This window comes from Pseudochrobactrum saccharolyticum, from assembly GCF_008801715.1.
Taxonomy (GTDB): Bacteria; Pseudomonadota; Alphaproteobacteria; order Rhizobiales; family Rhizobiaceae; genus Pseudochrobactrum; species Pseudochrobactrum saccharolyticum.
On record NZ_VZPG01000004.1, the window covers coordinates 33,589 to 45,414 of the forward strand.

At 52.5% G+C, this 11,826-nt stretch carries 11 protein-coding genes; 7 read left to right on the top strand and 4 right to left on the bottom strand.

Annotated elements, in window-relative coordinates; all coding sequences use genetic code 11:
- Positions 1–33: 33 nt before the first annotated feature.
- Complete coding sequence (locus F7P81_RS12485) at positions 34–1,539, bottom strand: glycosyl transferase family protein (RefSeq protein WP_151159759.1); 1,506 nt, start codon at positions 1,537–1,539, stop codon at positions 34–36.
- Positions 1,540–1,772: 233 nt separating this feature from the next.
- Here F7P81_RS12485 and F7P81_RS12490 point away from each other — a divergent pair, with 233 nt between their 5' ends.
- The 4 genes from F7P81_RS12490 (at position 1,773) to F7P81_RS12505 (ending at position 6,640) form a co-directional block, all read left to right on the top strand.
- Positions 1,773–3,977 carry a TonB-dependent receptor domain-containing protein gene (locus tag F7P81_RS12490; RefSeq protein ID WP_246176123.1) on the top strand — a complete coding sequence of 735 codons (2,205 nt, stop codon included), beginning with the start codon at positions 1,773–1,775 and terminating at the stop codon, positions 3,975–3,977.
- Positions 3,978–4,123: 146 nt separating this feature from the next.
- Positions 4,124–4,390 carry a hypothetical protein gene (locus F7P81_RS12495; protein ID WP_151159760.1) on the top strand — a complete coding sequence of 89 codons (267 nt, stop codon included), beginning with the start codon at positions 4,124–4,126 and terminating at the stop codon, positions 4,388–4,390.
- Positions 4,391–4,621: 231 nt separating this feature from the next.
- On the top strand, positions 4,622–5,953 hold the full coding sequence (locus F7P81_RS12500) for an MFS transporter (protein ID WP_151159761.1): 1,332 nt from the start codon (positions 4,622–4,624) through the stop codon (positions 5,951–5,953).
- A 141-nt stretch (positions 5,954–6,094) separates the two neighbouring features.
- Positions 6,095–6,640 (top strand): DUF924 family protein, encoded by a 546-nt coding sequence (locus F7P81_RS12505; protein ID WP_151159762.1) that lies wholly within the window; start codon positions 6,095–6,097, stop codon positions 6,638–6,640.
- A 5-nt stretch (positions 6,641–6,645) separates the two neighbouring features.
- Here F7P81_RS12505 and F7P81_RS12510 read toward each other — a convergent pair whose 3' ends face one another.
- The gene (locus tag F7P81_RS12510) at positions 6,646–7,710 is read right to left on the bottom strand and encodes a bifunctional transcriptional activator/DNA repair enzyme AdaA (protein WP_116087882.1); all 1,065 of its coding nucleotides are present in this window, start codon (positions 7,708–7,710) and stop codon (positions 6,646–6,648) included.
- 70 nt (positions 7,711–7,780) lie between these two features.
- Positions 7,781–8,494, bottom strand: coding sequence for an extensin-like domain-containing protein (locus F7P81_RS12515; protein ID WP_170265279.1), 714 nt, complete (start codon positions 8,492–8,494; stop codon positions 7,781–7,783).
- A gap of 204 nt (positions 8,495–8,698) precedes the next feature.
- On the opposite strand from F7P81_RS12515, the gene F7P81_RS12520 reads away from it, so the two are divergent.
- Both F7P81_RS12520 and F7P81_RS12525 read left to right on the top strand, forming a co-directional pair.
- The gene (locus F7P81_RS12520; RefSeq protein WP_151159764.1) at positions 8,699–9,364 is read left to right on the top strand and encodes a pseudouridine synthase; all 666 of its coding nucleotides are present in this window, start codon (positions 8,699–8,701) and stop codon (positions 9,362–9,364) included.
- Positions 9,365–9,372: 8 nt separating this feature from the next.
- Positions 9,373–9,987, top strand: coding sequence for a class I SAM-dependent methyltransferase (locus tag F7P81_RS12525; RefSeq protein ID WP_116087879.1), 615 nt, complete (start codon positions 9,373–9,375; stop codon positions 9,985–9,987).
- An 88-nt stretch (positions 9,988–10,075) separates the two neighbouring features.
- Here F7P81_RS12525 and F7P81_RS12530 read toward each other — a convergent pair whose 3' ends face one another.
- A complete protein-coding gene (locus tag F7P81_RS12530) occupies positions 10,076–11,323 on the bottom strand; it encodes a TIGR03862 family flavoprotein (RefSeq protein ID WP_151159765.1) in 1,248 nt (415 codons plus the stop codon).
- Positions 11,324–11,399: 76 nt separating this feature from the next.
- Here F7P81_RS12530 and F7P81_RS12535 point away from each other — a divergent pair, with 76 nt between their 5' ends.
- Complete coding sequence (locus F7P81_RS12535) at positions 11,400–11,735, top strand: DUF4377 domain-containing protein (protein ID WP_210246328.1); 336 nt, start codon at positions 11,400–11,402, stop codon at positions 11,733–11,735.
- Positions 11,736–11,826: the final 91 nt, after the last annotated feature.

Genomic DNA, 11,826 nt, shown 5'->3' on the forward strand with positions numbered 1-11,826 from the left:
TGATTAAACGGCACCTTTTGCAGAAGGTGCCGTTTATTTATTGTGGCGCTGCTGCCAGAGTTGCTTTGCCTTGGAGTGGCAGGCACTGAAGTCGGGATCATTGTGCAATGTCATCAGACCGAGAGCCGCTGTTGCTGTGACAACGGTTTCAAGACGCGGGTCAATTGCAGTTCCTGCCCAGATAGCCTGCCAATATTCAAAGGAATCCATACCGATACGAGGCAGGGATTCCGGTTCATGCAGTGCTTTTATAATAATATCAGAGCTTTCCGTGCCGCTGAGGCTTAAAAGTGTTGCCACACGGAAAGGATAAAATTCGGCTACATCGCGATTGCCGCTGAGAACAGTCAATTGCCGCTGGCTGTTTCCATACACGGTAGTGTCATGTGTTTCCGGCAGTTCCTGTAACAGTTTTGCTGTATCCCTGTGCAGTTCCCGATAGGCCGGTCGGGATACACCCAGCAGGCTGGCACGCGCTTGCAACGGATTGAGAAGATGCACACAGTCGCCCACAGGAGAGCGCGCGGCAAACAGCGGATAGAGCGCCATCATGGATGCAAGAGCAGGGGCAAAACCTGTTAATGGCATATAGACAATGTGGCTGTTCTTCAGTGTTTGGCGGGCATCGGCAAGATTTTGTGCAACAGGAATGCCAAGCGCATGCGCTGCCTGTTCAATCTTACCGCTATTCATACCGCTGCCATTGCTGCCATGGAGTGCGATTTTATATCCGGCCTGTGCGAGCAGTTTGGCGGCCTGTAAAAACCATGGTGCACGCGGGGAGTTGGGGGAGAGATAGGCAGGCCAGTCCAGATCCGCCTGCGGACTGAATGTATCATCCAGCTGATAATATTGGCGTGCAGCCCTGACCATGCCTGCCAGTTCCTGAGCGGCAGTTCCGCGATAATGGATCAGGCTGAAAAATGCGCTGGCCTGCATCGGATCAACCTGTTGCTGCAGGATCAGGGAAAAGGCTTCCTCTGCCTCCTCAATCGTCAGCGGACGGCTGTTTCCGGCACCACGGCCGAGTATGCCCAGAAACCGCGAAAACCGTAAAACAGGATCATGACTACTGCTCAGATCAGCGAGCTGATTGGCGAGTTGTTTGGGGCTGGGTTGTCCGCCGATCAGCGGTGTTCTGAGAGATAAAGGCGGAACGGCGAGCAAGGCCTGTTGCTGCCAGCCGGTTTCCGCCGGTGTCTGCGTTGCCGGTATATCGGGGCTGAGCAGGTTTTCAGCCTCATCCGCAAGAGCACGCAGGCGCAGGCGCAGCATTTCCGCGCGTGGAGAGGGGATCATCCGGCGGCCGGAACGCACTAAAATGGGATCGTTGAAGGCTTCCCGAATCTGGTTGAGCAGGCGACTCATCGCCGGAGCGCTGAGATTCATGCGCTTGGCAGCCTGTTGCACGCTGCCCTCCACAAGCAATGTATCTAACGCTGTCAACAGCCTTAACTGCCCTAAGCGGGACGCGGGCAAAGCACTGTTTGTGCTGTCTTTGGCTGACTTCTTGTCATCAGGCACAGTCTTTTCACGCATTTAACTGTTCCTTCCTGCTTTGGTGCAGAGCAAAGCTTTTTTCAGGCGGTGCGATATCTTCATTATGCGGAATGCAAAAAGCTGATGTTGGAATAAGTCTGAAACATGGCGATTGACCTGTTACCTTGCCACACATAAGGGGAGTAAATAACTCATATTTGTGGCAGAGGGCAATTGAAATGACAGATATCGGACATTCAAGAGCGGAAATTCAGACAGTTTCCGGATCTGAGATGTTAAAACAGGTCAAAATGCGTCGTCTCGCAGCTCTTGCATGCGGTACAATTCTGGCCGGAACAATGCTGTCTTTCGCCCTTCCGGCTCAGGCACAGGCTGTTAAAAAGAAGTCGGTTGCGGCTGAAGCGCAGGCCGAGCAACCAACGGAACAAGTTGCGGATCAGGCAGCTGAACAGGCTGCCGCGCCGGCAGGTACTGTGCGTCTGGATCAGATCGTTGTCACAGCCACCGGCTTTGAGCAGAATGTTAAAGATGCACCGGCCAGTATTACTGTTGTGCCACGCGAAGAGCTGGAAAAAGGTGCCTTCCGCAACCTGACCGATGCGCTTAACAGCGTGCAGGGTGTCAGCGTGACCGGTATCGCCAATGAGCAGGATATTTATATCCGCGGTTTGCCGGGTGCCTATACGCTTATTCTGGTCGATGGTAAGCGCCAGAGCACCCGCGATGCCCGCACCAATGGTAATGCCGGTTTTGAACAGAGTTTTGTTCCGCCTGCATCGGCCATCGAGCGGATTGAAGTGGTGCGCGGCCCGATGTCTTCGCTCTATGGTTCGGATGCCATGGGCGGTGTTATCAATATTATTACCCGTAAAGTTGACGATGCATGGCATGGTGAGCTGACCCTTGACGGTACCGTGCAGACCAAATCACGTTATGGTAACAGCGGACAGGCTTCCTTCTATGTCAGCGGACCACTGGTGCCTGACGTTGTTGGCGTTCAGGCCTGGGGACGTGGTCTGAAGCGCAGTGAAGATAAATTCCTCAATGGTACGCAGGAACAGCGCGACGGCGATCTGGGCGGAAAGCTGACAATTACGCCGAACGAAGATCATGACATTTTCATCGAAGGCGGCGTCACCCGCGTGCGCCGTGAAGGCACAGTTGGTGATACAATCGCTGCAACCGGAACGGATACATATAATTACAACGACCGCAGACACTGGTCGATCAGCCATACCGGCCGCTGGGGTCCGACAACGTCTGATTTCTCGTTCTCGCAGGAATGGGCAGAACGCACCAATTTCAACTGGGATAAAGCCCGTGGCTCTTATGTGGAAAATCTGCGTTCACCGGAAATCCGCAACTCTGTTCTCGACGGCAAATTCACCACACCGTTTGAATTTTACGGCGATCATACGCTGGTCACCGGCGGTCAGTTCATTGATGCACAGCTGACAGATCAGAATCCGGGACGCCGCACCGGTCTTGATGAGACATTCAGCATTCGCCAATGGGCGGTCTTTGCTGAAGATGAGTGGTGGATTACACCGGACTTCTCGCTGACCGGTGGTCTGCGTATGGATGACCACGAAATCTACGGTTCCCATCTCAGCCCGCGTGCCTATGCCGTGTGGCATGCAACGGAGCAGCTGACGCTGAAAGGTGGTATTTCCACAGGCTTTAAAGCACCGGAAATCCGCACAATTGCACCGGGTTATGCTTATACGACCGGCGGTGGCGGCTGTTTCTATGGTCCTGAGGCAAGCCTGCCATCCGGCAAAAATCCTTGCGGTGTGATTATTGGCGATGAAAGCCTGAAAGCAGAAAAGAGCACGAGCTATGAACTGGGCGCCCTGTGGGACAATCAGGACGGTTTGCAGCTTGGGGCGACTTATTTCTACACGGATTTCAAGGACAAGATCTCCAACAAGCAGATGCTTGATGCGAATGGCAAGCCGATCCGCTGGAGCGAAAATACAAATTACGTTCTGTGGAACAGCTTCAATATCGATAATGCTGTGATGCAGGGTGTGGAACTGACTGCAAACTGGGAAGCCACATCTGACATCCGTTTGCGCGCCAGCTATACCTATACACATTCCCGTCAGAAGGGCGGGGACTATGATGGTCTGCCGCTGACACGCACACCGGAACATATGGGTAATATCCGTGCGGACTGGATCACACCGGTTGAAGGCCTGTCTGCATGGACAGCTGCCAATTATCATGGCTCGGAAACCAATGCCGGTGCCCGTATCGGCAGCAACGGCAAGCCGGTTTACAAAAACGGCAAGGTCATTGCCCGCAAATATGATGCCTATATGACTTTCGATATCGGTACGAGCTATGAGTTCAGCGAGAATGTTACATTCAATGCGGCACTCTACAATCTGTTCGACAAGCGTATTGAAGAGAGCGATTTCAACGCTTCGGTTGACGGACGCCGTCTCTGGGTCAGCATGACCTCGAAGTTCTGATTGTTCAGCTGTTAAAAATGAAAAGCCCTTGTGTTCTGCACAAGGGCTTTTTTGTCAGATAAATGCTAGTTCACCAGCCGCGGTTGACCGGCGCATTGACAGGCAGAGCTCTTTTTGTGTTGTGCGGTATCCAGCGCGGAAACCAGATGGCGGATGAGCAATTATTATTGCTTGATCTGACCGGTGGCGGTTGTTTTCTGCGATTGGTATTTTCCGAGGGCGGATGCATGACCGTAATCTCCGAAAAACAGGACTGCCGCATTCTCTGCAATTTCAATGAACAGCGCATGACTGTTGTGCAACGCATTTGTGATAAGTCCGGCACTCGTTCGCATCATTTGCATGGCCGGATTGAAATGTCGTTATCAGACTATTGCGCGAAAATGCATGTGGCATGGCGAACTGCAAAATAAACGTGCATTTTGCGCAATTTTAAAAAGAAACCCTGATATTTTTGATAGTTTTCTTGCTTTTAATCGGATAGACCATTGCGATCAGAATGCGCGGGATTCCGGTTTTCGGTGTCGGTGGTGCATAATTCAGGTCAGTCCTTTTCTTTTTAAACGGCTGTTCTGCGTCGATATTTCAGCAGGTCTGCGGGATCGGATTTTACACTCGTAAACTTGCGCAAACAGGATAAAAAAATGAGTGTTTCCGGTGCCCCCCGGAGTGCAGTTGCCGGTAAAAACGGCGAGGCAGCTCCGGCCTTGAATTCGCCCGCGCGCGTGCTGTTTGCCAGCCTCGTGGGAACAACAATCGAATTTTTCGATTTTTATGTTTATGCAACGGCTGCCGTTCTGGTGTTTCCGGCTGTGTTCTTTCCGGCCAGCGATCCGACTTCGGCCATGTTGCAATCTTTTGCTACATTCTCGATTGCTTTCTTTGCCCGTCCGTTTGGTGCCATGGTTTTCGGCCATTTCGGTGACAAAATCGGCCGTAAGGCAACATTGGTTGCCGCGCTGATGACCATGGGTCTTTCGACCGTTATCATCGGCTTGCTGCCAACCTATGCACAAATCGGTGTGGTTGCGCCGCTGTTGTTGGCACTGTGCCGTTTCGGTCAGGGACTTGGTCTTGGCGGTGAATGGGGCGGGGCGGTGTTGCTGGCAACCGAAAACGCGCCGGAAGGCAAGCGTTCATGGTATGCAATGTTCCCGCAGCTTGGTGCGCCGATCGGCTTCATCCTCTCTGCCGGTACATTCATTATTCTCGGTGCCACACTGAGCAATGAGCAGTTCATGAGCTGGGGCTGGCGTATTCCGTTTGTCGGCTCGATCCTGCTGGTTGCTGTTGGTCTTTATGTTCGTATCAAGATCACTGAAACACCTGAATTCCAGAAAGCAATGGACAAGCAGGAGCGCGTTCAGGTGCCGCTGGCGGCAGTCTTCAAACATCACAAGCGTGCGCTGGTTCTCGGTACTTTCTCCGCGCTGGCAACCTTTGTGCTGTTCTATCTGATGACCGTATTCATGCTGTCATGGGCAACACGTCCGGTTGAACAGGCAGGCATGGGCTATTCCCGTGAGCAATTCCTGTTCATTCAGATGGTTGGCGTTGTGTTCTTTGGTCTGTTGATTCCGGTTTCCGGTTTGTTGTCTGACCGTTTCGGACGCCGTTTCATCATGATCCTCACCACAATCGGTATTGGTGTGTTCGGCCTGTTCATGGCACCGCTGCTGGGTGCCGGTGTTGTCGGCGCTGTGATGTGCTCGATCATCGGTTTCGCGCTGATGGGCATGACCTATGGTCCGATCGGTGCGGCGCTGGCTTCGCCGTTCCCGACTGCCGTTCGTTATACCGGTGCTTCCATGACCTTTAATATGGCCAGTATTTTTGGTGCTTCGCTGGCGCCATATATCGCGACATGGCTGGCTACAACCTACAGCCTTAGCTATGTTGGTCTGTATTTGCTGGCTGCGGCGGCAATTACTTTGCTGGCCATTCTCGGTCATAAAGACAAAGAGTTTTCTTCCTGATCGTTTCATGAAGATGATTTGTAAAAGGAGCCGCTTGCGGCTCCTTTTTTGTTGGTTTGCATAAGTAAAATTTCTGAAACTGGTAAGCGCGGAGATTTGCTCTATGTATAAAGAATGAAAATAAGACAGGAGAGATGATCTATGACGCAGGTGACCCCGCAGGATATTCTGGATTTCTGGTTTTCTGATGCAACGGAAGCGCATTGGTTTGTCCGTTCTGATGATCTTGACCAGCAAATCAAACAGCGTTTCAGCGCGGTATATGAGCAGGCAGTGGAAGGTGATCTTGCGCATTGGAAGAATGATGCCAAAAGCGCTTTGGCTCTGACTATTATTTTTGATCAGTTTCCGCGCAATATGTTCCGCGGTGATCCTAAGGCTTTTGCGAGTGATCCGCTTGCCTGTGCACTGTCAAAATATGCGCTGGAGCATGATTATGACATGGCTGTGGATGAGAAAGCACGGCAGTTTTTCTATCTGCCGCTGATGCATAGCGAAGTGATTGAAGATCAGGAGCAATGCGTGAAGCTTTATAAAGCGCTCGGCAATGATTTTGCTCTCGGCTTTGCCAGAGAGCATCGTGATATTGTCGAGGAATTCGGCCGGTTTCCGCATCGCAATGCCGTACTCGGCCGCAAAAATACGCCGGAAGAAACCGAATTCCTGAAAACCCATACAGGCTTTTAAACTATTCAGGCGGCGGAACGGGCAGCCATGCGCTTTTCGTGCTCAAGCAGCCAGCGTTTGCGCCATAGACCGCCGCCATATCCCGTGAGTGATCCGTCCGAGCCGATGGTACGATGACACGGGATAATAATTGACAGCTGATTAGCGCCATTAGCATTGGCCACGGCACGGATGGCATCGGGGCGTCCGGTCAGTTCTGCCAGCTCGGCATAGGAGCGGGTTTCACCCAGCGGAATTTCCTGCAATGCATCCCAGACCGAGCGGGTAAAGGCCGGAGCATAAAGCGCCAGCGGCGTTTTAAAACCGGTAAAACCACCGGTGAAATAGAGCTTCAGCTCTGCTTCAATCTGATCGATCGGCGCAAGACGGCCAAAGCTGATGGATGATTTGGTGTAGAGACGCAGTTTTTTCAGCTCATTGGGCAGGCCTTTGCGCTCAAAAAACTCCAGCAAATGCAGATGATGCTGGTCGGCAACGGCGAGCATGGAGCCGATTGGTGTTTCCAGCCAATCTGCTTTCAGCAGGTCACGCCCTTTCAGCTGGGCAGGCGTATCACCGATCAGCTGCGTAATGGCTTCGCGAAAACCGCTGCCGGAATCATAACCGGCTTCAAGCTGTGCATCGATCACGGAATGACCGGCAGCAATGCTTTCAAGCCCGCGTGCTTTGCGGCGCAGTCGTGCCATATCCAGAAAAGTCATACCCAGATGGCGTTTGAAAGCACGGCGCACTGTGGAAGGATCAAGTTGCATGGCGATGAGGTCATCTTCGCACCAGAAATGATCCGGTCGGGCATCCAGACAATCCAGCAATTTGGCGACGACCGGTTCCTTGCCACGATAAAAATCCAGCGGACGGCAGCGCTGACACGGCCGGAAACCCGCTTCCATACAGGCGGCCGGATGATCGAAAAAGCGGCTGTTCTCGAATTTCGGTTTACGTGCCGGACAAGACAGACGGCAGAAGATGCCGGTGCTGGTCACACCAACAAAAACATGGCCGTCATAGGACTGGTCACGATCAAGAAGCGCCTGATAAAGAGTGTGCGGGTCGGGTAAAGAAAATAGCATAAACAGACTTTATCATGATTTGCTTCCGGTGCCGCCGGAAATCGGGCGTCTATTTTTCTGTTTCATCAGGTTACTGGCAGATGCGATAGGTACAGGATTTGCCGTGGCAGCCCATATCAAGATGCAGATTGGTTTCATGGGCGCTGTCGGCCTCCGGTCCCAATACGGTCATGAACAGCGTACAGCTTGCCTTATGTAACTCACGCCAGAATTTCTTTTGTTTTTCACTGCCGTTCCAGTCTGTGGCAAGTGTGGTTTTTTCACCATTTGCGAGTGTGAAAGACATGATATCCAGAGCATTGCCGAATGCATGTTCGGATACACGTCCTGCCGAGCCGTTATTCACCTTGCGGCATTGATAATGCGAACCGGTGCCGATGGTTTTGATATCGCTGCCGAGATGGGTTTTGGCCAGATTGTTAGCCTGCTGCACCCATTCAGTGAGAGCGACAGTCATCGTGCAATTGGTTGTAACCGGCTGATCCAGATCTATCGGGACAGGTTTGGTGAAGGCCGTGATTTCCAGCGGGCTTCTGATCTGGCATTGCCCTTCATTGACAGGCGGGATGACTTTACCGGTCACTTCATTTTGCACTAATGGCAGGCAGGCCGCCTGATAAATCCGCTCGGTTTTCGGTGTCTCCGGTTTTGATATATCCGGCTTTGGGGAAGCGGGCGGTTCTTTTAGTTCCGGTTTTGGGGCAGGGGTAATGGTTTTACTCTCTTCCACAGCGGGTTTTTGTGCAGGTATCGGAACAGTTTTCGCTGTGGCCGGTATTGTCATCAAAGTGCCGCTACTCAGCACTGCAAGCAAACAGAGGGGCAGAAAATATCGCATCAAAAGCCTTTCCGTGAGTGCAAAATCACGACTGATTTTGCAGGGAGTGCCTGGGTAAACCGCTGAACTGCCGTTTCAGTTCCCGTTTTTCTTGGTTTCTCCTGAAAGTCAGCACTTCTATGCGGCGGATAAACTATGTTAGAGGGAGGCATGAGCACATACTCTTCCGCTTCTCTTGTTTATAATCCGCCTATGGATCCGATATCGGTGATCTATCAGGATGCGGATATTCTGGTGCTGGATAAGCCAAGCGGTTTACTGTCCGTGCCGGGGCGTGATCCGGCTTTGTCTGATAGCTTAGCGACGCGGGTGCAGAAGCAGTTTCCCAAAGCTTTGATGATTCACCGGCTGGATAAAGACACGTCCGGCGTGGTTTTGATGTCGCTGAACCGTAAAGCCCATGCACAGATTGCCAGACAGTTTGAAGAACGCAGCACCGAGAAGACCTATGTCGCAGTTGTTTGGGGCAATGTGGTCGAGGATGAAGGGCTGATTGATCTGCCGCTGGCGATTGATCCGGACAATAAACCGCGTCACCGTGTGGATTACGAACGTGGCAAACCGGCACAAAGTCGCTGGCAGGTGCTGGAGCGCGGAGAGCAGACAACAAGGCTGCGTTTATTTCCACTGACCGGCCGGACGCATCAGTTGCGTGTGCATATGAAGGCCATCGGTCATGTGATGCTGGGTGATGAATTCTATGCAGAGGGGGCTGCATTGCAGGCGGCAGATCGTTTGCTGCTGCATGCGGAGAGCCTGAGCTTTCGCCATCCTGATGGCCGTGCTGTTACTTTTACCATACCTTGCCCGTTTTGAGGGAACCTATGCAGCAAGCAGATGATAATGACCTGATTGTTGATTTTGTCGGCGGGGCTGTCGGTCATCGTTTCCGCTCCGGTGAGGGGCGCGGGCAGGCGCTTGCCAAAGCAGCTGGACTGGTGCGCGGTGCAACACCGGATATTGTGGACGCTACCGCAGGGCTTGGCCGCGATGCTTTTTTGCTGGCATCACTCGGTGCAAAAGTAACCTTGATTGAGCGGTCAGAAAAAATGCACGCTTTGCTCGCCGCAGGGCTGGAACGCGCTGCGGCAGAAGGCGGGCGCTTGGCGGAGACCGTGGCGCGGATGACGCTGCTCTTTGGTGACTCCTGTGCATTGTTGCCGGAACTGAAGCCGCAGGTAGTTCTGGTTGATCCGATGCATCCGCCACGCGGAAATACGGCACTGGTCAAAAAAGAAATGCGCCAGATCCGCGAGATTGTCGGTACCGACCCCGATGCGGAAAGGCTGATGCAGGTGGCGCTGGAAGCTGCGCAAAACCGTGTTGTGCTGAAATGGCCGCTGCGTGCGGAACCAATGGCAGGTATCCGCAAACCTTCGCACCAGATATTAGGTAAGAGCACCCGCTATGATGTGTTTGTGAAGGCGAAGATTATTTGAGTTTCTGGAGCATGTCTCCTACAACCGATGTGCAATTTTAGAGGACATGCTCCAGATTTTTAGTGGTCGCATTATCACAGCCGTCAAATTAATCTAATTTGACTGTGAAATGCTCCAGCCAATCCAGCATACCTTGAGCGGCGGCACGGCCTGTTGCGAAGCAGGCGGTGAGCAGATAGCCGCCGGTCGGCGCTTCCCAATCCAGCATTTCACCGGCAACAAAAACACCCGACAATTTGTGCAGCATATAATTGTCGCTGACCTCATCCCAGACAATGCCGCCGGCAGAGGAAATCGCCTCTGCAATCGGGCGCGGACGCAGCAATGGCACTGCGAGATTTTTAATTTGCTGCGCGAGATTTTCCGCGGAGAGCATATGAGCATCCGGTACCAGTTCGCGCAATAGAGCTGCTTTCACACCTTCAAGGCCGGTGGCTTTGCGCAGGCGGTTGGAGAAGCTGCTTTTGCTGCCTTGCTTGGTGAGATCGCGTATCAGCCGTTCAACTGACCGTGCCGGTGTCAGATCAAGATAGAGACTGGCGGTGCCGGTATTATTCAGCTGATCGCGCAATGCAGCGGCGTGAGCATAGATCAGACTGCCTTCAATGCCGTGCTGCGAGATAACAAATTCGCCCTCAATCCGGCCTGCCGGAGATGTGACGGCAACCGATTTGATCGGTGCACCTGCAAAGCGCTCGCGAAAGACTGAGCTCCAGTCAACATCAAATCCGCAATTGGCCGATTGGAAAGGCGCGATACTGATATTCTTTTCCTTAAGCCACGGCACCCATGCGGCATCGGAACCAAGGCGCGGATAGCTGGCGCCGCCCAGAGCCAGTAATGTGGCATCAGGGCTGATCTGCTTTTCACCTTCCGGTGTGTCAAATAAAAGAGTGTCTCCGCTGAAGCCTTTCCAGCGATGACGTTTCAGGATTTTGATGCCTTGCGCTTCCAGTCGTGCGACCCAGTTGCGCAATAGTGGTGAGGCTTTCATCCGTTTCGGAAAGACGCGGCCGGAACTGCCGGTGAAGACCTCGATATCCAGCTGTTCAGTCCATTCACAGATATCAGCAGGCGTAAAAGCATCGAGTGCCGGAATGAGGCGCACACCGCTGGAACCATAGCGGATACGAAAGCGTTCATAGGGTTCTGAATGGGTGATATTCAAGCCGGATTTGCCTGCCAGCAGAAATTTGCGTGCAACAGTCGGCATGGCTTCATAAACAGTAACGTCATGCCCGTGCGCGGACAGAATTTCTGCCGCAGCAAGGCCTGAAGGGCCGCCGCCAATAATGGCAATGGTCTTGCCGTTGGTATGTGTGTTTTGAGACGTCATCCGGTTCACCTGCTGTTCAGGTTGTTTTAGCTAAGTTCAGTGCTGACGCAAGTAAGAAGCGAAGACGGAGAAGCCTGTGAAAAAAACCTTTATTATACCTGTTGTAACTGCGGCCATTGTTGGTGCCGGTCTGTTATCGATGCAGCAGGCGAGTGCAGCCGGTAAGAATGAGGTGCTTTATATCAATAACAAGCTGGTTGATTGTGTTGGTGTAGGGCCACAAAAATGTATGCAGGTGCGCAAAAGCCCGAAAAGCGAGTGGACATTATTCTATGGCGGTATTGACGGTTTTCGCTATGAGCCGGGTTATCGCTACAAGCTGAAAGTGAATGTGAGCAAAATCAAAAATCCGCCTATGGACAGTTCCAACCTGAAATATAGTCTGGTGAAGGTGCTGAGCAAGAAAAAGTAATCAGCAGCACGAGTGCTCCATCAAATGAGCCCGCTTTTGGCGGGCTTTTTTATTGGCTCGCAATAAGAATCATTAGCGGGAATAGCGGCGT

Excerpts from the sequence above, each read along its gene's own strand:
- F7P81_RS12490 (WP_246176123.1), top strand. The coding sequence starts at position 1,773 with ATGTTAAAACAGGTCAAAATGCGTCGTCTCGCAGCTCTTGCATGCGGT.
- F7P81_RS12510 (WP_116087882.1), bottom strand. The coding sequence starts at position 7,710 with ATGCTATTTTCTTTACCCGACCCGCACACTCTTTATCAGGCGCTTCTT.
- F7P81_RS12520 (WP_151159764.1), top strand. The coding sequence starts at position 8,699 with ATGAGCACATACTCTTCCGCTTCTCTTGTTTATAATCCGCCTATGGAT.
- F7P81_RS12505 (WP_151159762.1), top strand. The coding sequence starts at position 6,095 with ATGACGCAGGTGACCCCGCAGGATATTCTGGATTTCTGGTTTTCTGAT.
- F7P81_RS12530 (WP_151159765.1), bottom strand. The coding sequence starts at position 11,323 with ATGACGTCTCAAAACACACATACCAACGGCAAGACCATTGCCATTATT.
- F7P81_RS12515 (WP_170265279.1), bottom strand. The coding sequence starts at position 8,494 with ATGACAATACCGGCCACAGCGAAAACTGTTCCGATACCTGCACAAAAA.
- F7P81_RS12525 (WP_116087879.1), top strand. The coding sequence starts at position 9,373 with ATGCAGCAAGCAGATGATAATGACCTGATTGTTGATTTTGTCGGCGGG.
- F7P81_RS12485 (WP_151159759.1), bottom strand. The coding sequence starts at position 1,539 with ATGCGTGAAAAGACTGTGCCTGATGACAAGAAGTCAGCCAAAGACAGC.
- F7P81_RS12500 (WP_151159761.1), top strand. The coding sequence starts at position 4,622 with ATGAGTGTTTCCGGTGCCCCCCGGAGTGCAGTTGCCGGTAAAAACGGC.
- F7P81_RS12495 (WP_151159760.1), top strand. The coding sequence starts at position 4,124 with ATGGCGGATGAGCAATTATTATTGCTTGATCTGACCGGTGGCGGTTGT.